The sequence below is a fragment of the Naumannella huperziae genome (assembly GCF_054073625.1).
Map to the genome: position 1 here is coordinate 516,094 of NZ_JBSXPH010000001.1, position 23,142 is coordinate 539,235.

19 protein-coding genes are annotated in these 23,142 nt (G+C 73.4%); 5 read left to right on the top strand and 14 right to left on the bottom strand.

Going from position 1 to position 23,142, the window contains the following annotated elements:
* Positions 1–90: 90 nt before the first annotated feature.
* On the top strand, positions 91–2,349 hold the full coding sequence (locus ACXDC7_RS02480; RefSeq protein WP_459221072.1) for a transketolase C-terminal domain-containing protein: 2,259 nt from the start codon (positions 91–93) through the stop codon (positions 2,347–2,349).
* On the opposite strand, the gene ACXDC7_RS02485 is transcribed toward ACXDC7_RS02480, so the two are convergent.
* Positions 2,270–3,805 carry an MFS transporter gene (locus tag ACXDC7_RS02485; protein WP_459221073.1) on the bottom strand — a complete coding sequence of 512 codons (1,536 nt, stop codon included), beginning with the start codon at positions 3,803–3,805 and terminating at the stop codon, positions 2,270–2,272. The two genes, ACXDC7_RS02480 and ACXDC7_RS02485, sit on opposite strands and share 80 nt — an antisense overlap.
* A complete protein-coding gene (locus ACXDC7_RS02490; RefSeq protein WP_459221074.1) occupies positions 3,802–4,566 on the bottom strand; it encodes an alpha/beta fold hydrolase in 765 nt (254 codons plus the stop codon). Before ACXDC7_RS02490 ends, ACXDC7_RS02485 begins: the two co-directional genes overlap by 4 nt.
* An 84-nt stretch (positions 4,567–4,650) precedes the next feature.
* On the opposite strand from ACXDC7_RS02490, the gene ACXDC7_RS02495 reads away from it, so the two are divergent.
* Both ACXDC7_RS02495 and ACXDC7_RS02500 read left to right on the top strand, forming a co-directional pair.
* A complete protein-coding gene (locus tag ACXDC7_RS02495; RefSeq protein WP_459221075.1) occupies positions 4,651–5,580 on the top strand; it encodes a LysR family transcriptional regulator in 930 nt (309 codons plus the stop codon).
* A gap of 33 nt (positions 5,581–5,613) precedes the next feature.
* Positions 5,614–6,003 carry a PPOX class F420-dependent oxidoreductase gene (locus ACXDC7_RS02500; RefSeq protein ID WP_459221076.1) on the top strand — a complete coding sequence of 130 codons (390 nt, stop codon included), beginning with the start codon at positions 5,614–5,616 and terminating at the stop codon, positions 6,001–6,003.
* Here the strand turns inward: ACXDC7_RS02500 and ACXDC7_RS02505 are convergent.
* Positions 5,966–6,769: an alpha/beta fold hydrolase gene (locus ACXDC7_RS02505; protein ID WP_459221077.1), complete on the bottom strand. Its 804-nt coding sequence runs from the start codon at positions 6,767–6,769 to the stop codon at positions 5,966–5,968. The genes ACXDC7_RS02500 and ACXDC7_RS02505 overlap by 38 nt on opposite strands.
* 114 nt (positions 6,770–6,883) lie before the next feature.
* A complete protein-coding gene (locus ACXDC7_RS02510) occupies positions 6,884–7,663 on the bottom strand; it encodes an SDR family NAD(P)-dependent oxidoreductase (protein ID WP_459221078.1) in 780 nt (259 codons plus the stop codon).
* 95 nt (positions 7,664–7,758) lie between these two features.
* Here ACXDC7_RS02510 and ACXDC7_RS02515 point away from each other — a divergent pair, with 95 nt between their 5' ends.
* Positions 7,759–9,525, top strand: a complete 1,767-nt coding sequence (locus ACXDC7_RS02515; protein WP_459221079.1) for a DEAD/DEAH box helicase — start codon at positions 7,759–7,761, stop codon at positions 9,523–9,525.
* A 441-nt stretch (positions 9,526–9,966) separates the two neighbouring features.
* On the opposite strand, the gene katG is transcribed toward ACXDC7_RS02515, so the two are convergent.
* Both katG and ACXDC7_RS02525 read right to left on the bottom strand, forming a co-directional pair.
* Positions 9,967–12,207 carry a catalase/peroxidase HPI gene (gene katG, locus ACXDC7_RS02520; RefSeq protein WP_459221080.1) on the bottom strand — a complete coding sequence of 747 codons (2,241 nt, stop codon included), beginning with the start codon at positions 12,205–12,207 and terminating at the stop codon, positions 9,967–9,969.
* A gap of 73 nt (positions 12,208–12,280) precedes the next feature.
* Complete coding sequence (locus ACXDC7_RS02525) at positions 12,281–12,700, bottom strand: transcriptional repressor (RefSeq protein ID WP_179444970.1); 420 nt, start codon at positions 12,698–12,700, stop codon at positions 12,281–12,283.
* Between the two features lie 180 nt (positions 12,701–12,880).
* Here ACXDC7_RS02525 and xylB point away from each other — a divergent pair, with 180 nt between their 5' ends.
* Complete coding sequence (xylB, locus tag ACXDC7_RS02530; RefSeq protein ID WP_459221081.1) at positions 12,881–14,302, top strand: xylulokinase; 1,422 nt, start codon at positions 12,881–12,883, stop codon at positions 14,300–14,302.
* Positions 14,303–14,315: 13 nt separating this feature from the next.
* Here the strand turns inward: xylB and ACXDC7_RS02535 are convergent, their stop codons facing one another.
* From ACXDC7_RS02535 to ACXDC7_RS02570, 8 genes are all read right to left on the bottom strand, one after another.
* Positions 14,316–17,120 carry a LysM peptidoglycan-binding domain-containing protein gene (locus tag ACXDC7_RS02535; RefSeq protein ID WP_459221082.1) on the bottom strand — a complete coding sequence of 935 codons (2,805 nt, stop codon included), beginning with the start codon at positions 17,118–17,120 and terminating at the stop codon, positions 14,316–14,318.
* Positions 17,121–17,157: 37 nt separating this feature from the next.
* Positions 17,158–17,346, bottom strand: coding sequence for a hypothetical protein (locus ACXDC7_RS02540; RefSeq protein ID WP_179444967.1), 189 nt, complete (start codon positions 17,344–17,346; stop codon positions 17,158–17,160).
* Between the two features lie 97 nt (positions 17,347–17,443).
* Positions 17,444–18,343, bottom strand: coding sequence for a hypothetical protein (locus ACXDC7_RS02545; RefSeq protein WP_179444966.1), 900 nt, complete (start codon positions 18,341–18,343; stop codon positions 17,444–17,446).
* Positions 18,340–19,236, bottom strand: coding sequence for a type II secretion system F family protein (locus ACXDC7_RS02550; protein ID WP_459221083.1), 897 nt, complete (start codon positions 19,234–19,236; stop codon positions 18,340–18,342). Before ACXDC7_RS02550 ends, ACXDC7_RS02545 begins: the two co-directional genes overlap by 4 nt.
* Positions 19,233–20,645 (bottom strand): CpaF family protein, encoded by a 1,413-nt coding sequence (locus ACXDC7_RS02555; RefSeq protein ID WP_459221084.1) that lies wholly within the window; start codon positions 20,643–20,645, stop codon positions 19,233–19,235. Before ACXDC7_RS02555 ends, ACXDC7_RS02550 begins: the two co-directional genes overlap by 4 nt.
* On the bottom strand, positions 20,642–21,418 hold the full coding sequence (locus ACXDC7_RS02560) for a hypothetical protein (RefSeq protein WP_459221085.1): 777 nt from the start codon (positions 21,416–21,418) through the stop codon (positions 20,642–20,644). Before ACXDC7_RS02560 ends, ACXDC7_RS02555 begins: the two co-directional genes overlap by 4 nt.
* Positions 21,418–22,113, bottom strand: coding sequence for an SAF domain-containing protein (locus ACXDC7_RS02565; protein WP_459221086.1), 696 nt, complete (start codon positions 22,111–22,113; stop codon positions 21,418–21,420). Before ACXDC7_RS02565 ends, ACXDC7_RS02560 begins: the two co-directional genes overlap by 1 nt.
* A 191-nt stretch (positions 22,114–22,304) precedes the next feature.
* Positions 22,305–23,141 (bottom strand): helix-turn-helix domain-containing protein, encoded by an 837-nt coding sequence (locus ACXDC7_RS02570; RefSeq protein WP_459221087.1) that lies wholly within the window; start codon positions 23,139–23,141, stop codon positions 22,305–22,307.
* Position 23,142 lies beyond the last annotated feature (1 nt).

Genomic DNA, 23,142 nt, shown 5'->3' on the forward strand with positions numbered 1-23,142 from the left:
GCCCGCCACGCATGCGCAAGTTCGGCATGCCGGGAGCGGGAGCGGGGCCGCGGCTCGACCGGCGGCGGGCTCCCGGGCATGATCGGGGCCATGGCGATCAACGACGATGCCGCGCCGCACGAGATCCTTGACCGGCACGTGCGGGACGCGCTGCGCCGGCTCGACGACGCCGCGCCGCGCCCGGCCGACGGTGCGCTCAAACCGGACGCGATCTTCGACGCGCTCAAACCCGACGCGATCTTCGACGCGCTCAAACCCGACGCGATCTTCGACGCGCTCAAACCCGACGCGATCTTCGACGCGATGGCGGGCAGCCGCCTGTTGGACATCTGGGCCCGCCGGCTGCGGGCGCGCGGGCAGGGCTACTACACGATCGGCTCCGCCGGGCACGAGTCGAATGCCGCGGTCGCGGCAGCGCTGCGTACCGACGACCCGGCGCTGCTGCACTACCGCTCCGGCGGATTCTTCCTGGCCCGACAGCTCCAGGCCGGGCGCAGCATCGACGACGGCCTGCTGGCCGTCCTGCGGAGCATGTTCGGCGCCACGACCGACCCAGCGTCCGGCGGGCGGCACAAGGTGTTCGGCGACCCGGAGCTGGCGATCATCCCGCAGACCTCCACCATCGCCTCGCACCTGCCGCGCGCGGTCGGCGTCGGCTTCGCCATCGCCCGCGGGCACCGGATCGGCGCGGACGTGCGCTGGCCCGCGGACGCCATCGCGGTCGCCAGCTTCGGCGACGCCAGCCTGAACCACTCCACCGCCGCGGGCGCGCTGAATGCCGCCGCGCACACCGCCTGGCAGGGCGTCGCGCTGCCGCTGCTGTTCGTCTGCGAGGACAACGGGCTCGGCATCTCCGTGCCGACCCCCGCCGGGTGGGTCGCCGCGGCCCTGCCCCGCCCCGGCCTCGCCCACTTCAGCGCCGACGGCGACGACCCGGACGCGCTCGCCCGCACCGCCGCGGAGGCCGTCGCGCACGTACGCGCCACCCGCCGGCCCGCCACACTGCACCTGCGCTGCGTACGGTTCCTCGGGCACGCGGGCACCGATCTGGAGTCCGGCTACCGCGCGGCGGCCGAGATCGCGGCCGAACTGGTACGCGACCCGCTGCTCGCGCACGCGGCCGCCCACGGCATCGACGGAGCCGCCGACCGCTACGCCGAGCTGTCCGATCGGATCGCCGAGCTCGCCGGGCAGGTCGCCACCGAGCCGACGCTGCGCAGCGCCGCCCAGGTGATGGCGCCGCTCGGCGCCGCCTCCCCCGCCCGCCGCGCGGCCCCCGCCCCCACGCCTCCGGCGACCGGGCGCACGCTCGCCCAGGCGATCAACGCCGCGCTCGACGCCGAGCTCGCCGCCCGCCCGGAGATGTTGATCTTCGGCGAGGACGTCGGACGCAAGGGCGGCGTGTACGGGGTGACCAAGGGCCTGCAGGAGAGACACGGGCGCCGCCGCGTCTTCGACACGCTGCTCGACGAGCAGTCGATCCTCGGCCTCGGGCTCGGCCTCGGGGTTAGCGGGCTGCTCGGGGTGCCGGAGATCCAATACCTCGCGTACCTGCACAATGCCGAAGATCAACTCCGCGGCGAGGCCGCCAGCCTGCGCTTCTTCTCCAACGACGGCTACCGCAATCCGATGGTGGTGCGGATCGCCGGACTGGCCTACCAGAAGGGATTCGGCGGGCACTTCCACAACGACAACGCGCTCGCCGTCCTGCGCGACATCCCGGGCCTGCTCGTCGGCGTACCCGCCCGGCCGGAGGACGCGGCGCCGATGCTCGCCGCCCTGCTCGACGTCGCGGCCCGCGACGGCCGGGTCGGCGTCCTCGTGGAGCCGATCGCGCTCTACCACGAGAAGGACCTCCACCAGCCCGGCGACCGGGGTTGGCTCGGCACCGACCATGATCAACCGGCGCCGATCGGTGCCGCGCGCCGGCACGGCGAGGGCACCGACCTGACCATCGTCACGTTCGGCAACGGGCTGCGGATGAGCCTGCGCGCCGCGCGTACCCTCGCCGCCGAGGGGATCGGCGCGCAGGTGCTCGACCTGCGCTGGCTGAGCCCGCTGCCGACCGTCGACCTGCTCGCGGCCGCGCGCGCCACCGGCCGGGTGCTGATCGCCGACGAGACCCGCGCGTCCGGCGGCGTCGGCGAGGGCGTGGCCGAGGCGCTGCGCGCCGGGGGGTACGCCGGGGCGCTGGCCCGGGTGGCCAGCCGGGACAGCTATGTGCCGCTCGGCGCCGCAGCCAACCTGGTGCTGCTCGGTGAGGACGACATCACGACCGCGGCGCGTACGCTGCTGGCCCCGCGCTCGCCCGGCGGCGGCTGCCTCGCCCCGCCCCCGGCGACCGCCTGAGACCGCCGGCGTCACGCTCGGGGCACAGCTGGCGCCGGATCACGAACGCGCCGGCCGCGCAGAGCGCCGCGATCGCCATCAGGGCGACCTGCCAACCCGCCGCGTACGCCGCGATCCCGGCCGCACCGGCAGCGGGCCGGCCCGACAACAGCGCGGCGGCCGCGGGGGCGCCCACGCGGGTCGAGGTCACCGTGTGCACGACGGCGGTGACGACCACCACCGCGATCGCCTCCGTGCCCACCCGGACGGTGTTGAACATGCCCGCCGCCATCCCCTCCCGCCCGGCGGGCGCGACCGCCAGCGCGGCGCCGTCCAGCACGGCCAGCGAGAGCCCGAACCCGGCGCCGATGATCACCATCGGGGGGCCGGCGATCAGCATCGGCCCGTCGGGGCCGACCGCCGCGAGAAGTACGCAGCCGAGCGCGATCACCAGCATCGACCCGGGCAGCAGCCAACGCAGCGAGAGCCGGTGCGCCACCCGACCGATCAGCATCGGCACCACCAGCGTGGGCGCGGTGAGCGCGAGCAGCATCAGCCCGGTCCCCAGCGCGGACGCGCCGTGCGCGACGCTGAGGAAGACGCCGAGGGTGAACACCAGCGAGACGAACCCGAAGGCCGCCAGCGTCACCGCCAGGCAGACCGCGCCGAACTGGCGTACCCGCAACAGCGCGAGCTCGATCAACGGCTGGTCGGCCCGGCGCTCCGCGGCGAGGAAGGCGATCGCGGCAAGCACGCTGACCCCGAACGCCGCGGCCGTCGGCCAGCTCACCCAGCCGGCCTCCGGGCCGAGCGAGACCGCGATCATGAACGCCGCCAGCGCAACGGTCCAGGTCAGCGCGCCGGCAAGATCGAACCGCTCGGGGCGCGACACGGCGAGATCGCGGGGCAACACGCGCCGAGCGAGCAGCAGGGAGGGCACGGCGACCGCGGCGTACACCAGGTACAGCCCGCGCCAACTGCCGACCGCGGTGATCGCCAGCCCGGACAGCGTCGGGCCGAACGCCAGGCCGAGGCCCAGGCTCGTGCCGAGGATCGCGAACACGGTCGCGCGCTGGGCGCCGCGGTAGCTGCTCGACAACAGGGCCGAGCCGCCGGTGGTGATCGCCGCGGCCCCGATCCCGGACACGGCGCGGCCGAGGACGACCGCCCAGATCGCCGGCGCCGCGGCGATCAGCAGGTTGCCCGCGACGAAGATCAACAGGCCGATCGCCAGCATCCGGCGTCGACCCCAGCGGTCGGCCAGCGCGCCCGCGACGGCGAGCGCGCTGGCGAAGGCCAGCATGAAGGCGTTGATCACCCAGTTGGTGACGGCGGCCGGCGCGTCCAGGTCGGTGGCCAGGGCCGGGATGGACACCGTGGCCCCGGGCGCGCCGACGGGCACCAGGAGGACGGTCGCGCAGAGCAGCACCGCGGGCCCCCACGGCCGGCGCTCGGACTCCGCGCCCGGCGTACTCACCGGGCCTCTTCGAGGAACGCGGTGACGGCCGCCGCGAACTCGGCGGGATCCTCCGCGGGCGCCCCGTGGCCGGCGTCCAGCCCGGCCTGCGTCGCGCCGGTGATCCCGGAGACGAGGGCGCGCTGGCTGGCGCAGTCGATCAGCCGATCGTGCCGCGAGGTCAGGACCAGCGTCGGCGCGCTGATCTCGGCCAGCCGGTCGGTCAGGTCGACGCGCTGGTCGAGCTCTATCTGGCGGATCGTCGGCGCGACCCGGAAGCCGGGCCGGAGCAGCTCGAGCAGCTCCTTGGTGGTCGACTCGTTCGCCGCGGCCCAGAACCGCGGCCCGAATGCCATCAGCGGCAGGTAGCCGAGAAACAGGTCCACCTCGGTACGCAGCAGCCGGATCCAGTGATCGAACTCGGCGAACTGGCGGGCATCGGTACGCACCCAGCCCGCGTGCAGCACCAGGCGCCGGACGCGTCCCGGCGCGGCCGCGGCCAGTTCGGCGGCGACCACCGCGCCGAGGGAGTGCCCGACGACGTCGAACTCGGTCAGCCCGGCGGCGTCGGCGGCGGCCACGGCCTGCGCGGCGATCCCGGCGACGCTCAGCTCGCCGGGGTCCTCGTCGGAGCCGGCGCCGGCCAGATCGGGCGCGACGACGGTCCGGGTGTCGGACCACTGCGGCAGCATCGGTTCCCAGATCGCGGAGTCTCCGGCCGTGCCGTGCACAAGGAGCAGGCCGGGGCCCGCCGGGGGAGGAGTGGGGAGTGCGTCGTTCATGGCTCGATCGTGGCCGCGCACCGCCCGCGCGATCGAGTGTCATATCGTGCACGCTGCGTTCGCGATCGCCGAACGCCGGGCTCCGTGGGGCCCGCAGCAACCGGCGAGACGGGGGTGGCGGTGGAGCTGCGCCAGTTGCGCTATTTCCTCGAGGTCGCGCGTGAGCTGCACTTCGGGCGGGCGGCCGAAGCGCTGCGCGTTGCGCCCTCGGCCGTCAGCCAGCAGGTGGCGCGGTTGGAACGCGAGCTGGGTACGCCGCTGCTCGACCGCTCGCATCGCGCGGTGCGGCTGACCGAGGCGGGGCAGCGGTTCGCCCCGCGGGCCCGGGCCGTCCTCGACGCGGCGACCGCCGCCGCGGACAGCGTGCGTGTGCCGTCGCGCGTGGTGCGGCTCGGCACCAGCGCCGGCCTCGGCACGCGCATCGCCGCCCTGGCAGAGCACGCCCAGCTGGCCGAGCCGCCGATTCGGCTGGAGCTGAGCTACGCCCCGGCGGACGACCGGCTGGCCGCGGTCGGTGCGGGCCGGCTCGACGCCGCGGTGGTACGCGGGGACAGCCGGGCGAGCGCCGAGCTCGACTTCACCGAGGTGTGGACCGACGAGCTGGTGATCGCGCTGCCCTCGGCGCACCCGCTGGCCGCGGAGGCGGCGATCCCGCTCGGTGCGCTGGCGGGCGTACCGCTGCGAATCGTGCCCCGCGATCGCAATCCCGACCTGCACGACACCGTGTACGCCGCCGCCGCGGAGTCGGGTTTCGTCCCGACGATCGCCGGCGAGTTCGGCGACGCGCTGCACGAGGGATTCGCCGCGCTCGCCATCGGGCCGCCGAGCTGGACCGTGTTCTACGCCGGGCACGCGCAGACCCTGGCGATCCCCGGCGTCAGCTTCGTGCCGGCCACGGTGGGGCCCGACGGCCGCGGCCTGTTCCTGCGGGCGTTCGTGGTCACCGATGCCCGGCGACCGCTGTCGCCGGTACTCGCCGAGTTCATCGACCTGTGCCGGCGTGCCGGGGCTTGACCTCAACCCCGGATGAGCGGCCACGCTGGCCGCATGACGGCATTCACCGAGCCCGAGCGCGGCTATCTCGCGCGCCAACCGATCGGCCGGTTGGCGACCCTGCAACCGTCGGGCACCCTGCAGAACAGCCCGGTCGGCTACCGGCTGAACGACGACGACTCGATCGACATCTTCGGCCGCGACATGGCGAACAGCCGCAAGTACAAGAACGTCGCGAGCCACGACCGGGTCGCGTTCGTGGTCGACGACTTGGCGTCAACGGACCCGTGGACGCCGCGCAGCGTGGAGATCCGCGGCCGGGCCGAGCAGATCACCGGGAAGGCCGGCGCCTACTTCGACGGCGCCGGCATCCGGATCCGGCCGGAGTGGGTGTTCTCGATCGGGCTCAATCCGCGCCAGGGCGGCCCGCGACGAGTCGGGTGATCAACTCGGCGGTACGCTCCGGCGCCTCCGCGGGCGGCAGATGGCCGACGCCGGGCAGGGTGGCGAGCGTGCCTCGGCGTACCCGCTCGGTGATCAACTCGAGCTGCTCGGCGCCGACCGCGGCATCCGCCTCACCCGCCACGGCGAGCACCGGCACGTCGATCTCGCTCAGCCGATCCCGCACGTCGAACCCGCCCAGCGCCTCGCAGACGGCCGCATAGGACTCGTCGTCGACGTCGCGCAGCGCGGTCAGCAGCGCGTCCGCCACACCCGGTTCACGATCCGCGAAGCCGGGCCCGAACCAGCGCTGGGCCGATCCCTCGACCATCGACGCCGTACCCGACGCGCGCACCTGGGCCGCCCGGTCCGCCCAGCCCGCCGGGTCGCCGACCCTGGCCCCGGTGGCGATCGCGGCAAGCCCGGCCAGCCGGCCGGTGATCGCGAGCTGCAGGCCGACGCAGCCGCCGACGGAGTCGCCGGCGTACCAGTACGGCGCGCCCGGATCGCCGCGGACCTCGCGCGCCCGAGCGGCGAGCGCCTCGACCCCGTCGGCGAGATCTGCCATCGAGAACCCGGTCGCCGGCCTTGACGTGCCGTGGCCCGGCAGGTCCCAGGCCACCACGTCGAACCGCTCGGCGAGCACCCGCGCGGCGGGCTCCCACAAGGTGGCCGCGCTCGTGCCGAGGGATGGCCCGAGGACGAGCAGCGGCCGGCCGCCCGCGCCGGTCACGGCGTACTCCACGCCGGACAGTTCCGGAATCGCCACGGCTCGGTCTCCCTTCGCTGGATGCATCCGAACCCTAGGCCGGACCGCCGCCGCCGACCACCCGGCGGGCGATTGATTCGGGATTCATCCGAAGCCGCCGCCGGCTCGTCCGGCTCAGTAGACCGTGTACCCGCCGTCGACCACGATGATCGAACCGGTCATGAACGACGACGCGTCGCTGGCCATCCAGACGACGGTCGGGCCCAGCTCGGCGGGCTCGGCGGCACGCTGCATCGGGGCGTCATCGATCCAGCGCGGCTTGAACCTGGGGTCGTCCACCGGGGCCATCTCGGTACGCACATAGCCCGGCGCGAGCGCGTTCACCCGGATGCCGAGCGGCGCCCACTCGGCGGCGAGCGAACGGGTGAGCTGGTGCACGGCCGCCTTGGAGGCGTTGTAGCCCGCCTGCCACTGCGGCCGGTTGACGATGATCGAGGAGATCGAGCCGATGTTGACCATCACCCCGCCGGTGCGGCCGTCGCTTCGCTGCGCCATCGCCCGGCCGAAGACCTGACTTGCCTTCCACAGGCCCGACAGGTTGATGTCGATCACCTGGTCCCATTCGGCGTCGGTGACCTCGAATGCTTCCTTGTGGATGCAGGTGCCGGCATTGTTGACCAGGACGTCGGGTACGCCGAGCTCCTCGGTGATCGACTCGGCCGCGGCCACCAGCGCGTCGCGGTCGGTGACATCGGCGGCCGCCACGCTCGTGCGCACCCCGAGGTCGGCGAGCTCGGCAACCACCGGCTCGGCGCCCGCCGGATCGCGTACCAGCAGGCCGACATCCGCCCCGGCCTCGGCGAGCGAACGCGCCAGCGCCCGCCCGATCCCCTTGTTGGCGCCGGTCACCACGGCGACCCTGCCCTGCAACGAGAACGCGTCCAGCACGCCCATCTCGGCCCTCCTTCGTCCACGGCGATGATCTTGCCCGGTCGTCACGCTACTCGAAGCGGCAAGGCATCCGCGCCATCGTGCACTACCGTGGGGCGGTGAACACCGAGCAGCAACCCGCCACGTTCGCCGATCTCGGGCTCGGCACGGGCGTGCTCAAGTCGCTGTCCGACGTCGGCTACGAGACCCCGTCGGCCATCCAGGAGCGGACCATCCCCGAGCTGCTGGCCGGCCACGACGTGGTCGGGCTGGCCCAGACGGGCACCGGCAAGACCGCCGCATTCGCGCTGCCGATCCTCGACCGGATCGACCCCAAGGACAAGTCGGTGCAGGCCCTGGTGCTCGCGCCGACCCGCGAGCTGGCGCTGCAGGTCTGCGAGGCGTTCGAGCGGTACGCCGCGCACACCCGCGGGGTGCACGTGCTCCCGGTCTACGGCGGGCAGGGCTATGGGGTGCAGCTCTCCGCGCTGCGCCGCGGCGTACACGTCGTGGTGGGTACGCCGGGCCGCATCATGGATCACCTGGAGCGCGGCACTCTTGATCTTGGTCAGTTGAAGTACCTGGTGCTCGACGAGGCCGACGAGATGTTGAACATGGGCTTCGCCGAGGACGTCGAGACGATCCTCGCCGACACCCCCGACGACAAGCAGGTTGCGCTGTTCTCCGCGACCATGCCGCGCTCGATCCGCCGGCTGGCGGACAAGTATCTGAGCGATCCCGTCGAGATCGCGATCGAGGCGAAGACGCGTACCGCCGACAACATCGAGCAGCGCTACCTGATCCTGAGCTATCCGCAGAAGCTGGAGGCGATCACCCGGCTGCTCGAGGTGGAGAACTTCGACGGCATGATCATCTTCGTCCGGACGAAGAATGCGACCGAGGAGCTGGCCGAGCGGCTGCGCGCGCGGGGATTCTCCGCGGAGGCGATCAACGGCGATGTCGCCCAGGCGCAGCGCGAGCGAACCGTCAACCGCTTCAAGCGCGGCGATCTGGACATCCTGGTGGCGACCGACGTCGCCGCGCGCGGGCTCGACGTGGAGCGCGTCAGCCACGTGATCAACTTCGACATCCCGACCGACACCGAGTCCTATGTGCACCGGATCGGGCGGACCGGGCGCGCGGGCCGCAGCGGGGTGGCGATCTCATTCGTCACGCCGCGAGAGCGCTACCTGCTGCGCCAGATCGAGAAGGCCACCCGGCAGCCGCTGGCCGAGATGAAGCTGCCCAGCGTGGACGAGGTGAACACGACCCGGCTGGCCCGGTTCGACGATCGGATCACCGCCGCGCTGGAGGCGCCACAGGTGGAGCAGTTCCGCGACATCGTTTCGCACTATGTGCGCCACCACGACGTGCCGGAGGTCGATGTGGCCGCCGCGCTCGCCGTGGCGATGCAGGGCGACACCCCGCTGCTGCTGGAACCGGGCGACGAGATCAAGCCGGCGCCGGAGCGCGGGGCGAAGGCGGGCAAGCGCGGTGGGCGTACCGATCGCGAACCGCAGGGCGGCCCGCGCGCCACCTACCGGATCGCGGTCGGCAAGCGGCACAAGGTGGAGCCGCGCCAGATCGTCGGCGCGATCGCCAACGAGGGCGGGCTGAGCCATCGCGACTTCGGCAAGATCATCATCCGCCCCGATCACTCGCTGGTCGAGCTGCCCGCCGAGCTGCCCCGCGAGGCCTGGGACAAGCTCGCGCGTACCCGGATCTCGGGGAGGCTGATCGACATGGAGCTCGACCGCGGCCGTCCCGAGGGCGGCGAACACCGCGGCGGGCGCCCGGCCGGGCGGGAGCGTACCGATCGGCGCCCGGATCGCGCCGGCGCCAAGTCCGGCCCGAAGAAGCCCCGGCACAAGAAGGACCGGGGCTGACGGCGACGCCCGTGCTCGCCGCGTACCGGCTCCGCCGATAGCGACCACTCGCCCGGCTTCTGGCGGGCAATGGCGCCGAACCCCGACCGATACCCGGGCGAGTGGTCGATATCGGCGCAAGGTCGAGGCAGAGGCCAACCACAACCCGGGCGAGCGGTCGATATCGGCGGGAGGGCGAGCCGGAGCACCGAACCCCGACCAAAACCCGGGCGAGCGGTCGGTATCGGCGCGAGGGCGAGCCGGAGCACCGAACCCCGACCGATACCCGAGCGAGCGGTCGGTATCGGCACAAGTCCCGGGCAGAGGCCGACCACAACCCGGGCGAGCGGTCGCTTTCGGCGCAAGGCCCGGGCAGAGGCCAGCCACCCATACGCGAGCCGAACCGGCAGCCGCGAACGGAGTAACGCTCGCGGCTGCCGATTCGCCTCGCGTACCCCCCGATCAGCGCTTCACGTCGTAGCGATCGAGCTCCATCACCTTCACCCAGGCGGCGACGAAGTCGTTGACGAACTTCTGCGCGGCGTCGTCGCTGGCATAGACCTCGGCCACGGCGCGCAGCTCGGCGTTCGCGCTGAACACCAGGTCGGCCCGGCTGCCGACCCACTCCTGACCGGCGGCGCCGCGAGCCACGTAGTTGTCCGTGCCGTTCTGGCGCTGCCAGGTGGTCGCGATGTCGAGCAGGTTGACGAAGAAGTCGTTCGTCAGTTGCCCGGGGCGATCGGTCAGCACGCCGACGGTCGAGTCCCCGGCATTGGCGCCCAACACCCGTAGCCCGCCGACCAACACGGTCATCTCGGGCGCGCTCAGCGTCAACAGGTTGGCCCGGTCGATCAGCAGGTGTTCGGCCGGCAGCCGGTTCTCGGCCCGCTCGTAGTTGCGGAAACCGTCCGCCCTCGGCTCCAGCGGCTCGAAGGACTCGGCGTCGGTCTGCTCCTCCGTCGCATCGGTACGCCCGGGCGTGAACGGCACCTCGACGCTCACCCCGGCGGCCTTGGCCGCCTCCTCGACGCCGACGCCGCCCGCGAAGACGATCAGGTCGGCGAGCGAGATCGCCTTGCCGTCGGTGCGCGAGGCGTTGAACTCCTCGCGTACCCTCTCCAGCCCCGCGAGCGTGCCCGCCAGCTCGGCCGGGTCGTTGACCTCCCAGTCCTTCTGAGGCGCGAGGCGCACCCGGGCCCCGTTGGCGCCGCCGCGCTTGTCGCCGCCGCGGAAGGTCGACGCCGAGGCCCATGCTGCCTTGATCAACTGCTGCCCGGTCAGGCCCGCGTCGAGCACCCGCTGGCGCAGGTCGGCAAGATCAACCCGATCGACGAGGGCATGATCGACTTCGGGTACGCGGTCCTGCCAGATCAGCGCCTCGCCCGGCACCTCCGAGCCCAGGTAGCGCTGGATCGGTCCCATGTCACGGTGCGTCAGCTTGAACCAGGCACGCGCGAACGCGTCGGCGAACTCGGCCGGGTTCTCGTGGAACCGGCGCGAGATCTTCTCGTAACTCGGGTCGAACCGCAGCGCGAGGTCGGTGGTCAGCATCGTCGGCGTGCGGACCAGCTCGCCGCTCTCGGGATCGGGCACGGTGTTCGCGCCGGCGCCCCCCTTGGGCTGCCACTGGTGCGCGCCCGCGGGGCTGGCGGTCAGCTCCCACTCGAAGCCGAACAGGTTGTCGAAGAACAGGTTCGTCCACCTCGTCGGCTGCTGGGTCCAGGTCACCTCCAGGCCGCTGGTGATTGCGTCGCGGCCCTTGCCGGTGCCGTAGCTGTTGATCCAGCCGAGCCCGTTGGCCTCCATCGGCGCGGCCTCCGGCTCCGGGCCGACGTGGCCATCGGGCGCGGCCGCGCCGTGGGTCTTGCCGAAGGTGTGCCCGCCGGCGATCAACGCGACGGTCTCCTCGTCGTTCATCGCCATCCGGCCGAAGGTCTCGCGGATGTCGACGGCCGCCGCGACCGGATCGGGGTTGCCGTTCGGGCCCTCGGGGTTCACATAGATCAGGCCCATCTGCACCGCGGCCAGCGGATTGTCAAGATCACGTTCGCCGGTGTAGCGCTCGTCGCCCAGCCAGGTCGTCTCCGGGCCCCAGTAGACATCGTCGTCGGGCTCCCAGGCGTCGACGCGGCCCCCGGCGTACCCGAACGTCTCGAAGCCCATCGACTCCAGCGCAACGTTGCCGGCCAAGATCAACAGATCGGCCCAGGACAGCGCCTTGCCGTACTTCTTCTTCACCGGCCACAGCAGCCGGCGCGCCTTGTCCAGGTTGCCGTTGTCGGGCCAACTGTTCAGCGGCGCGAACCGCTGCTGGCCGGTGCCCGCCCCGCCGCGGCCGTCCGCGATCCGGTAGGTCCCGGCGCTGTGCCACGCCATCCTGATCATCAGCGGCCCGTAGTGACCGAAGTCGGCCGGCCACCAGTCCTGCGAGGTGGTCAGCACCTGCTCGACCTCGCGCTTCACCTCACCAAGATCAAGAGCCTCGAACGCCGTCGCATAGTCGAAGTCGTCAGCCAGCGGATTCGCCACGTCGGGGTTCTTGGCGAGGATCTTCAGGTTCAGCCGGTTGGGCCACCATTGCTGGTTGGCATCTCCGCTGGTCGGGTTGATCAGGTCATGCATCACCGGGCAGCCGCCGTTGCCGGCGTCTGCGTCGTTCATCTCCTCGATGGTGGTCGTCTCGTCGGTCTCGTCAACGGTCATCGTCGGTCCTTTCCTGCGACCGACGGGAGTCGCCGGCCAAACCTTGGGTGGGGGGTACGCCAAACTCGGCGGCTCAGGCCTCACCGGCGCAATCGGCGCAGCGGCCCCAGTAGACGACCTCGGCCTCGTCGATCTCGAACCCGTGGGCGTCGGAGGCGGTCAGGCACGGCGCCTCGCCGACGGCGCAGTCCACATCGGCGATCGCGCCGCAGATCCGGCAGATCAGGTGGTGATGGTTGTCGCCGACGCGCAGCTCGTAGCGGGCGGCCGAGCCGGCGGGCTCGATCCGGCGCACGATCCCGGTCATGGCAAAGGTGTTCAGGCAGTCGAAGACCGCCTGGCGGGAGACCGCGGGAAGCTCCTCGCGTACCGCTCCGACGATCACGCCGCTGTCGGCATGCGGTCGCCGGCTGACGGCCTCCAGCACGGCCATCCGCGGCTTGGTCACGCGCAACCCGGCCGAGCGCAGCGTCGCTTCGAACTCGGATGGCACGTCCCAACCCTGCCGGGTTTTCTGGACGCGGTCAAGAAACTGCGGCGACGGGCTCGATGTCCCACTCCGGCCCCGTCGCGGCGGGTCATCGATGACACCGTGGCGGCGCTGGCACCCCCGCCGCGTCCTCCAGTACTGTCTCGTCACGTTGACTGCGGCAGCGACGAAGGAGCGGTGGCCATGGCGGACCGGGTGCTCGGGGTGGACTCATCGACGCAGTCGACCAAGGCCCTGCTCTTCGATGCCGCCGACGGCACCCTGCTGGAGCAGCGGCAGGCGCCGCATCCGGACGGCACGGAGGTCGATCCCCGCGCCTGGGACGAGGCATTCGCCACCGCGGCCGCCCCGCTGCTGGCCGGGGCGCGGGCGGCGGCCGTCGGTGGTCAACAGCACGGGATGATCTGCCTTGATCAACGCGGCGAGGTGGTGCGCCCGGCGCTGCTCTGGAACGACGTCCGTTCCGCACCCCAGGCCGTTGAGTTGATCAAGGAGCTGGGCGGGCCGGCGGAGTGCGCCCGGCGTACCGGCAGCGTGCTGGTGCAGAGCATCACCTCCACCAAGCTGCGCTGGTTGCGGGACAACGAGCCGGAGGCGGCCGAGCGAACGGCGGCCGTGCTGCTGCCGCACGACTACCTGACCTGGCGGCTGCAGTCCGATCCGGAGAAGTTGATCACGGATCGTTCGGACGCCTCGGGCACCGGCTACTTCTCGCCCGCCCTGGACGGCTGGGATCCCGAGCTCGCGACCATGGCGCTCGGGCACGAGCCACGGTTGCCGGAGATCCTGGCGCCGAATGCGGTCGCCGGACAGACCCGCGACGGGGTCCTGCTGGGCGCCGGAGCGGGCGACAACGCCGCGGCCGCGCTGGGGCTGGGGCTGCGGCCGGGCCAGGTGCTGATCTCGCTCGGCACCTCGGGCGTGGCGACGACGGTGGCCGAGCGGCCGGTGGCCGACGAGTCGGGCATGGTCGCCGGGTTCGCCGACGCGACCGGCCGCTGGTTGCCGATCGCGGTCACGCTGAACTGTGCCCGGATCCTGCAGCTCGCGGCCCGGCTGCTCGATGTTGATCATGCGGGACTGTCGAGCCTCGCGCTCGCCGCGCCGCCCGGCGCCAACGGGCTGACGCTGCTGCCCTATCTGGACGGCGAGCGGACGCCGAACCGCCCCGACGCGCACGGCACCCTGCAGGGGTTGACCTCGGCCTCGTCGCGTGAGGACCTGGCGCGTGCCGCGATCGAGGCGATGCTCTGCTCGGTCGCCGATGCGGTGGCCGCGCTGGACGCGGCGACGGGATCGAGCACCCGGGAGGTGCTGATGGTCGGCGGGGCGACCCGCTCCCCGGCGGTGCGCGAGCTGGCTCCGGCGATCCTGCAACTCGCGGTGTCACTGCCCGAGGACGGCGAGTACGTCGCGCGCGGCGCGGCCCGCCAGGCCGCCTGGGCGCTCGCCGGCACCGACGCGCCGCCGGATTGGCCGCAACCGTCCGTGCAGACCTTCACCGCCGAGCCGACGCCGGAGGTGCTGGCGGCGTACCGCACCCTCCGCGACCGGACCGAGGACTGGGGTACGCGCGGGACGGACCGGCAGGCGCGGGCCGAGTAGCCGCGACCGCCGGTCAGGCGCGCCGGCGCGGCCGCCCCTCGAGCACCCGCTGGATCACGGCGACGGTGTCGTCGGACAGGTCGACGCCCAGCGCGCGGGCGTGTCGGGTCATCCGCAGCGCCAGCCGCTCGGCGTCCAGCGCGTTGCCGGTGTCGTGCTCGATCTGCAGCCGCAGGCAGAGCAGCCGCTCGTCCTCCTCGGCGGCCAGCAGTCCGCGCTCGCACGCCCAGCGCGCGGTGGCATGGTCGCCGCCGGCCAGCGCGCGTTCGGCCAGCACGTGGGCCGCGTCCCTGATCATGGAACACATGTCGGTACGCAGCTCCTCGGCCCAGGTCCACTGACCGGGGGCCGCATCGGCCAGCGGCGCACCGCGGACCAGCTCCAGCGCCGCGCGCAGGGCCCCGTCGGCGGCCCGGTTGACGCCGATCACCAGCAACGCCTGCAGGCGCAGCCAGTCCGAGGTGACATCCGGATGCAGCTCGATGCGCCCGGAGTACGCCTCCGGCAGGTACGCCTGCCCGTCCGCATCGTGCCCGAGCCACAGCCGCAGCCGGCTCATGTTGGAGCGCCGCGTCCCCTCGGCGACCAGCAGGCCCGCGGCCATCTCCTGCCCGGTCGCGCCCGGATGCTCCAGCAACCAGGCCGCGTACTCGACGCACTGGCGCCCCGCCCGGCTCGGCGGTACGCCGGTCGTCCCCGTGAGTCGCACCGGCCCGAGCAGGCCGACCACCGGGGCGGCGGGAGACGAAGAATGCGCGGGCGGGTCGTTCACGGCAGACGCCTCCTGGCTCGGCGTGGAGCTGGCGGAATGATCTTGATCCCGGTCGCCCGGCGGACGAAGCCAGGTGATCCGGGCGCCCGCCGACTCGGTGTCGTGGCGGTCGGGTGCTGTGGTGTGGCGGTCGAGTGCTGCGGTGTCGTCGGCCCACCACCAGGCACGGTCGGCGGCGGGATCCCGACTCGCCGCCAGCAGCGCGGTGACGCCGGCGCGGACCGAGCGGTCGATGAGCTGCGGTGCGAAGTCGGTGCCGAACCAGTCCGCAGGTCGACCGCCGACATCGACCAGCGGTTCGTCGGGCTCGCCCAGGCAGACGGCACTGACGCCCAGCCCTCGCGCGTCGGCGAGCAGCTCTCGCAACGCACCGAGGCCGCGGGCGCCCAGCGGCCGGGCGAAGAGCAGCACGACCGGCTGCCAGGCATCGGCCCGGTCGGGGTCGGCGCGCTGGGCGATCCCGCCGCCGGCCGCCCGGCGCTCCATGATCAACCGGCGCAGCCAGGGCGTGACCTCGGCCAGGTCGGACGCGGCCGCCGCATGCGGCTCCCCCAGCGCGGTGACGAAATCGGTGTCGCCGCCGATCATGATCACTCGCGCCTGCTCCGACCACGGTGCGCAGGTCAGCTCGAGCATCAGGGCCGCGCGGAAGTCCTCGGCCACCTCGGCGCCCGAGGCGTCACGGCGGGCCGCGCCCAGGTTCAGCAGCGGCCGGGACTCCAGGTCGACCATGAGCATCGATCCATCGGAAACCCAGCCGATGCAGGCCAGCGCCGGCCACCGGGTGGGCTGCCGGGGGGCGGGGCTGGGCTCGTGCCCGGCGGGGCACTGCCAGGCCGACCCGTCGGCCAGCCAGCCGGGCGGCGGGGGGCCCGGCGGCGCGTCGAAGATCATTGTGATCGCACCCGCCCGATCCTCCGCGGCGGCGGGGCCGGCCACCAGCACGCGGTCCAGGCCCACTCGGGAGCCGGCCCCGAGGGTCGCGGTGGCCTCCCGCACCGCGGCGTCGACCCGGCGCAGCAGGTTCGGCCGCTGCCGCTGACCGAGGGCCGCCTCCACCCGTCTCGCCGCCGCGCCGGGGTCGGCCAGTCGACGGCCGGGTGCCCGCTCGGCGAGCTGGCGGGCCCGGCGCAGCGCCACCGTGCCCACGACGCCCGCCGCCAACAGCGCGGAGGCACCCACCGCGACGCCTGCCGCCGGAGCGCCGGCCCGGGCCAGCTCCGGCGCCGGAACCCCGGCCAGGGCCGCCTCCGCCGCCGGCTCGCCGACCGGGGTCGGCCGCCCGGCGGGCTCCGCCGCTCGCCGGGACGCGGGCCCGGCACCGGGATCGCTGATCGGCCGGCGCGGTTGGGCCGCGGGTTCGCTCCGCTCCCCCGACGCCCCGCGGCGATCGGCGTCTTCCTGTTGGCCGCGATCCGCGGGTCGGCCGTCGTTCCCGTCCGCCTCGGCGGTCACGCCCGGCAGCACCAGCCGCCAGCCGATCTCCAGCTCGTCGGGGTCGTCGATCAGGTCGGCATTGGCGTCGCGGATCCGCTGCCACGCCATCCCGTCGCCGTAGTAGCGCTCCGCGAGATCCCACAAGGTGTCCCCGCGCTGCACGCGGTGGGTCGCCCAGCGCGACGTCTGCGGGGCCGCGCGCTCGTCGCGGTCGGCGGCCTGTCCGGCCTCGCCGGCGGGTGCCGCGGGAGCGGCCGGCGCCGCCGGCGGGGGTGCGGCCTGGGCGGGATGATTGGACCCGATCAGGGCCGCGACGCTGAGCACCAGGCCCGCAACCCACCGCTGCGGCCCCGCCACCCCCGGCAGCCGGATGCGCAACCCGGCCACGGCATTGACGATCTCGACGAGCACCAGCACCGCGATCACCAGCCAGGCCGCCCACGCACCCGCGGTCAGGGCGCCCAACAGCAGGCTGCCGTCGTCGGGACGGAGCAGGTCTCGCCAACCGAGCTGGGGCCAGCGCCCGATTTGGACCAACAGGGCCGGTACGCCGGCCAGCAGCGCGCCCAGCAGCAGCACCGAGCCCAGGCCGCGCAGCGCCCGCATCATGGTCGATCCTCCGGTGCGGAGGTCCGAGTCCCTTGCGCTACTTGGGCATCCGGCCGTTCACGTAGGCGTAGACCGCGGTGATCACCAGGGTGGCGATGGTGACGGCGCCGGCCAGCAGGATGGCATTCTCCGTGGACTGGGAGAGCCCGCGCTCGTCTCGCCGGGGCGCCGGGGTGGTGCAGAGCACCAGCATCAGCGTCAGCAACTGCCTGGTCTTGTCGATCATGTCGGTTCCCTTCGTCGTTCGTGCGGTGGATGGTCCGGTGATGGGCGTTGCGGCGATCGACCGGTCGGTGCAGGGGTCGGGCGGGAGCAGGCATCGTTCACGCCAACCCGACGAGCCGCATCAGCGGCGGGGTGAGGAAGATCAGGCCGAAGATCATCGCGGGCAGCACCATGTAGACCGTCATCCGCTCCGACACTTCGTGTGCCGCGATCCGGGACACGGTGAGATGGGCATCGCGCAGCTCGCGTACCCGCGCACGCAGCGTCTCGGTCAAGGCCGCACCGGACTCGTCGAGCTGCATGACGTCGGCGATGTCGCCCAGCTCGGGCAGGTTCAGCCGGTTCGCGAGGCGGCGCAACTCGTCCCACGGTGCCTGCTGCTGCAACCGTGCCCGGCTCAGCGCCGTCCGGACGCGGTCGAACAACGGTGCGTCGGACACCGCCGCCGCCGTCGTCACCGCCTGGGTCGCCGACAGATTGGCCATCCGCTCCAGGACGACCAGATCGAAGAAGGTGAACAGGGCCTCACCGGCACCCGCCCGGGCGACCGCCGCCCCACGCCGCAGCAGCAGATCCGGGACGAACCAGCCGACCACCGCGCCGACGATCCCGGCGGCCACCGGCACCGGAGCGGCCCAGCCCAGCATCGAGCCCAGCAACGCGCCGACGATCACCGGCGTGACCAGACCCAGGCCCGCCATGATCAGTTTGTCTGCCCCGTACTCGGCGATCGTCTTGCCCTGCAACTCCAGCATCCTGCGCTGGCCCTCGCCGAGCGGCAGCCAGCCACGGCGGTGCAACCAGCCACCCAGCCGCGCGGAGCGGCTCTCCGCCTCGGCCGAGGCCGGTGCCTCCGCGCGGGCGAGCGGGGCATCGTCCAGCCGGGCGAGGACATCACCGAGCCTCGGCTGGGCCGGGACCAGGCCGCGCAACAACAGCCAGCCACCCGCTGCGACCACGGCGCCGCAGAGCACGATCAGGCCCAGGGTCGTCGTCACGGTGCGCTCACCGCCTCGCGGTCGGCGCCGCGCCGGACCAGGATCCGGTCGCGACGCGGCGGATTGGTCAGCCGGCGCAACATCACCATCGAGCCGAGATAGGCGGCCACCAGTCCGGCGAAGATCAACTGGCCGATCTGGGTGGCATAGGGGGCGAGGAAGTCGCGCCCGAACAACAGCGACGCGCCCAACACGATCAGCGTGATCATGGTCACCTGGCGCACCACCACGCGGGGCTTCGCGCGCTCGGCCTCGATCTCGCGGCGGGCCCGCAGCCGGTCCTGGATGCTGTCCGAGAGCGCCTTCAGGGTGGCGGTCGCGCCCGTCCCGCCCCGCCGGGTCGCCAGCATCAGGGCGGCGACGACGGAATCGGCGTCCGGGCTGTCCAGATCGTCGGCCATCGCCCGCAGCGCGGCCTCCGGCGCCCAACGGTCGTCGAGCCGGCCGATCAGCCGCTCCACCTCCGGCGCGATCGCCTCGGGCACCTGGCGGCGACCGGCGCGGACGGCATCGACCACCGATTTGCCCGTCGGGATCAGCGTGGCCAGGGTCCGGACCCAGCGATCGAGGGCCTCCATCATGATGATGTCGCGCTGCGCCGGCGTACCCAACAGGTACGGCACCACCAACACCACCAGCGGGATCAGCGGCACGGCGAGCACCCAGCCCGTGATCGCGAAGACCACCAGCCCGAGCAGCAGGCCCGCGCCCAGCAGCCGATCGCGGCGTCGGCCCGCGGCCCCGGGCGGACGTCGGGTGGCCCGGGCCCAGCGCTGCTCGAGGCTCAGCCGCTGGGCCGGGGGTGCGATGTGGGTACGCCGCAGACCGGCGATCACCGCCACCAGTCCGGCGGCCACCAACGCGCCGCAAACGCCGACCAGCACCGCGCTCATGCCGGGCCTCCACCCCGGTAGGGCGCCAGCTCGGCGAGCAGCGACGGGTCCGGGCTGAAGCCGGCCCCGTCGGCGCCGGTCCCGCGGGCCAGCCAGGTCAGGTGGGTCGCGGGCCGGTCGCCGTCGATGGCGCCGGTGACCTGTCGGATCTCGGAGATGAACCGGTGCCGGGCGCCGCCGCGCCAGGTGTCGTCGATCAACTGGACGTGGATCAGCAAGGACACGTTGTGGGCGATCTGGCGGTACGCCTCGTCGATCCCGACGACGCCGCCCTGGGCGACCCGCGAGGCGAGCCGGTCCATGGTCGAGGCCGCCGAGTGGGAGTGGGTCGTGCTCAATGTCCCGGCGCCCGCCGTCATCGCCTCGAACATCGCGCCGGCCTCGGCCCCGCGTACCTCGCCCACGACGATCCGCGACAGGTTCTGCCGCAGCGCCTCCGGCATCAGGTCCGCGACCGTGACCTCGCCCAGCCGGCGACCGTCGAGCTGTTCGCCGATCCCCACCCGGGCCTGCAGGGCGACGACATTGTGCCGCTCCGGTCGCAGATGGGTGAGCAACTCGTAGTCCGTCTCCAGCGTGCCGAAGCGTTCGGTCGGCGGGATCGCGTTGATCAACGCCCGCAGCAGGGTCGTCTTGCCGGCGCCCTGATCACCGCTGATCACCATCGACTTGCGGGCCAGCACCGCCAGCCGCAGGAACTCCGCGACCTGTGGCGTCATCATCCCGCCGGCCGCCAGCTCCTCCAGCGTGACCTCGGTCAGCGTGTGCTGGCGGATCGTGATCGACGGCCGGTACGCCAGGCCGAAGCCGATGGCGTGCAACCGGAAGCGATCACCCAGGGCCAGGGTCATCGTCGGGTGGGCGTCGTCGAAGGGCCGGCTCGGGGTGGCCTGTTCGCCGAGGAAGCGGATCGCCTCGACCAGCTCGGCATCGCTGTCGGCCACGGGCGGCAGCGCCTCGCGCCGCCCGTCGCCGTACTGCACCATCACCGAATCGGCGCCGTTCAGCTCGATGTTCTCCGCGCCCGGGATCTCGAACAGCGGCTGCAGCCGGCCGTAGCCGAAGATCGCATCGGTCAGCGCCGCGACATAGGCATCCTCCTCGGCCGCGCTCCACAGCTCCTCGCCGAGATAACTGCGCTGCTCGGCATGGTCGCGGACCACCGCGCGGATCACCGACGCGCCGAGCTGGCGCCGATCGTCCTCGGTCAACGCCCGGTCGGCGCCGGCGTCGGCGACCCTGGTCCGGTCGGTGATCTCCTGTGCGGCACGCCGACGCAGCTCGACGACCAGCGCCCAGTCGATCCGGCCGGGCGGGCGCGGAACCCGATCCCGCGCGAACACCGTCTCCACCCCGGGCACCGTGGTCGGCGTGCGGAAGAGGGCGACGGAGTCCAGTGGGCGGTTCATCCGGCCACCGCCGAGGGGTAGGCCCGCGCGCCGCCCGGATCGCGGTCGGCGAGCTGCTCGGCCAGCACCCGCAGCGATCGGGCGTACCGGCCGTGGGCGAAGCGGCGCGGCACCGGACCGCCCTCGGACAGCACGGCCGCGCCGGCCGCGTCATCGACGACGCTGCCGAGCACGGGCACCGCGAACTGTGCCGCGATCTCGCCCGAGGTGTAGGGCTGTCCCTCGCCGATCAGCACCAGCCCGACCCGGGCATGGGCGGCGAGCTGGTTGATCATGCTCAGGTGCAACCGCAGCGCGGCCAGCGCGCGCAGGGTGCTCCGGGTCAGGACCAGCACGGTCGTCGCGACGCCGAGCAGGTCCCGCGGCGGCCCCTCGTGGCCGAACCGGCCGGCATCCATGATCACCTGACTGCCGCCGGCGTCGATGTCGCGCAGCGCCTGGCCGACCCCCGGCAGCGCCCCCGCCAGGGCGTGCTGCGAACCGGGCCGGCTGAAGCCCGGCAGGAAGACGCGCTGCGGACTGGTCTCGGTGGTCAGCGGGAGGCAGTGCGCCAGCAGGTCCGCCGGTTGCGGCTGCCGCTGGGCGCCGGCGAGCGCGGCGATCCCGCGACCGGCGCCGTCGGATCCCTGCAGATAGCCCGCGAGCACCGCCTGACTCGGATGCGGATCGACGTCGACGAGAACCGTGTCGCCGGGCCACAGCAGCGCGAGGCCGAGCGCGCTGGTCGTCACGCCGGGCGAGCCGGCGGCGGCGGTCAGCAACACGATGCCCATCAGCCGGCCTCGTGGACCAACGCGATCCGGTCGGTGGCGGCCAGTTCGGTGACCAGCCGCGCGTCACCGGTCGGTACGCTGACATCGACCAGCCAGGCCGACTGGTCCGGCGCCAGCTCGGGCGAGGCGGCGATGGTCGCCGCCACGGGCCCGATCCCGGCGAGCTTGTCGTCGTTCTCGCCGCTGGTCGGCTGCACCGGGACCAGGGAGACGGGCTCGCCCGGCGGCAGCGGGCTGGTCGGCAGGCGCCCGGCCGGTAGCCGCAGCCCGACCCGGGAGAAGCCCTCCGGCAGCGGGTCCGCGCCGACGGCGCCGGCCGGCAGCACCGAGCCCGCGGCCAGGTCGATCCGTGCGGTCTGGCCGATCAGGGATTCCAGCTCTGCCGCGGGCACGGTGGCCAGCCCCGGCGCCGCGCCGATGCCGACGGTGCCGAGATCGGCCGCCTCGATCACCTCGCCCCGCGCCACCGCCCGGGTGACCATGATCACCGGCGTCTGGTCGATCGACTGCAGGTGGATCGCGGCGCCGGCGAGGCCGCCGAGACAGACGGCCAGCACGCCAGCCGCGATCAGCTTGGGCCGGCGCCGGGGCCGCAGCGGGGGTTGCGCCGGGCGTACCTGGAACGGATCCGCGAACGATTGCTCGGCAGGCGCGCTGGCCCGCGCCGGCGTCCGGCTGCGTTCGTCGACCGTCATGGCTCCCTCTCGGCTGTGCACCACGAGAGCCAGTCAACAGATCGGCGCATGCCGATTGGAAGCGATTCCCCCGGTTGTCCACAGCCTTCTTCCGAAGGTCGTGAGTCACGGACGCTAGCCGAGCCGCCGACGCCGTCGGGACCACGGAACTGGCAGGTTGCGGTCATGGCCGCATCTGCTTGCCGGGGCGCTCAGCGGCAGAAGCGCAGCGGGGGCGGCGGGGCGCCCGGCGGGCCCCAGCTCCGGTCCAGATCGAGATAGAGGTCGTTGATCCACACGCCGTTGCTGAGCAGGGCCCAGACGGTACGCGTCTGACCCATCTTGTCGTCGGTGATCGGCTCGCCGTTCGGCAGCAGGCAGACCACGAACACGGTTTCGTCGTTGAAGAACGACGCCAGATGGTCGGACTCGCGGGTGGGCAGCGCGCGCCCGACCACGCCGCGGTCCTGGGTGTTCGCGATCCGGGCCGGCACCAGCTCCGGGCTGGCCGCATCGACGCCGCCGCGCCCCACGCGCTGGCCCAGCCAGAACGCCGCGCCGGCGATCAGCAGCGCCCCGAGCAGGGCGACCGCCACCAGCAGGACCGGCCGGCCGCTCGGCCCGGCCGATCGCGCGGGCGCCGGCGGCTCGGGCGAGCCGGGCGTCGCCGGCGACGCGCCCGGGGCGACTGCGAGCCCGGCTGCGGGTTCGTCGTCCGGCGCCGTCGCCTCGGGCGCCGGCATCTCAACATGTGAGAGGACCGGGCCTCCGTTCGCGGCGGCCGTGGCCGGTGCCGCGGCCGCGCTGCCGGGCGAGCCCGCCTGACTGCTCGCCTCGTCGCGCAACCGGTGCACCTCCGACCTGGCCTGCGGCGGCACTTCGGCCGCCTCCAGCAGGTCGTCGACCTGTTCCGCGCTTGGGACCCGCGTACCCGAGAGCCAGTCGTGCACGGTCGAGCGGCCCCACCCGGATTCCTTCGCCAGGCGACGCACGCTGTGCCCGCGCACAGCGCCCTTCAACCGCTTCGCAAACACCTCGGCCGGTTGCACG

What these genes read in the sequence shown, in the direction of transcription:
- ACXDC7_RS02480 (WP_459221072.1), top strand. Translation starts at nt 91, where the DNA reads ATGGCGATCAACGACGATGCCGCGCCGCACGAGATCCTTGACCGGCAC.
- ACXDC7_RS02490 (WP_459221074.1), bottom strand. Translation starts at nt 4,566, where the DNA reads ATGAACGACGCACTCCCCACTCCTCCCCCGGCGGGCCCCGGCCTGCTC.
- ACXDC7_RS02500 (WP_459221076.1), top strand. Translation starts at nt 5,614, where the DNA reads ATGACGGCATTCACCGAGCCCGAGCGCGGCTATCTCGCGCGCCAACCG.
- ACXDC7_RS02510 (WP_459221078.1), bottom strand. Translation starts at nt 7,663, where the DNA reads ATGGGCGTGCTGGACGCGTTCTCGTTGCAGGGCAGGGTCGCCGTGGTG.
- katG (WP_459221080.1), bottom strand. Translation starts at nt 12,207, where the DNA reads ATGACCGTTGACGAGACCGACGAGACGACCACCATCGAGGAGATGAAC.
- xylB (WP_459221081.1), top strand. Translation starts at nt 12,881, where the DNA reads ATGGCGGACCGGGTGCTCGGGGTGGACTCATCGACGCAGTCGACCAAG.
- ACXDC7_RS02535 (WP_459221082.1), bottom strand. Translation starts at nt 17,120, where the DNA reads ATGATGCGGGCGCTGCGCGGCCTGGGCTCGGTGCTGCTGCTGGGCGCG.
- ACXDC7_RS02540 (WP_179444967.1), bottom strand. Translation starts at nt 17,346, where the DNA reads ATGATCGACAAGACCAGGCAGTTGCTGACGCTGATGCTGGTGCTCTGC.
- ACXDC7_RS02550 (WP_459221083.1), bottom strand. Translation starts at nt 19,236, where the DNA reads ATGAGCGCGGTGCTGGTCGGCGTTTGCGGCGCGTTGGTGGCCGCCGGA.
- ACXDC7_RS02555 (WP_459221084.1), bottom strand. Translation starts at nt 20,645, where the DNA reads ATGAACCGCCCACTGGACTCCGTCGCCCTCTTCCGCACGCCGACCACG.
- ACXDC7_RS02560 (WP_459221085.1), bottom strand. Translation starts at nt 21,418, where the DNA reads ATGGGCATCGTGTTGCTGACCGCCGCCGCCGGCTCGCCCGGCGTGACG.
- ACXDC7_RS02565 (WP_459221086.1), bottom strand. Translation starts at nt 22,113, where the DNA reads ATGACGGTCGACGAACGCAGCCGGACGCCGGCGCGGGCCAGCGCGCCT.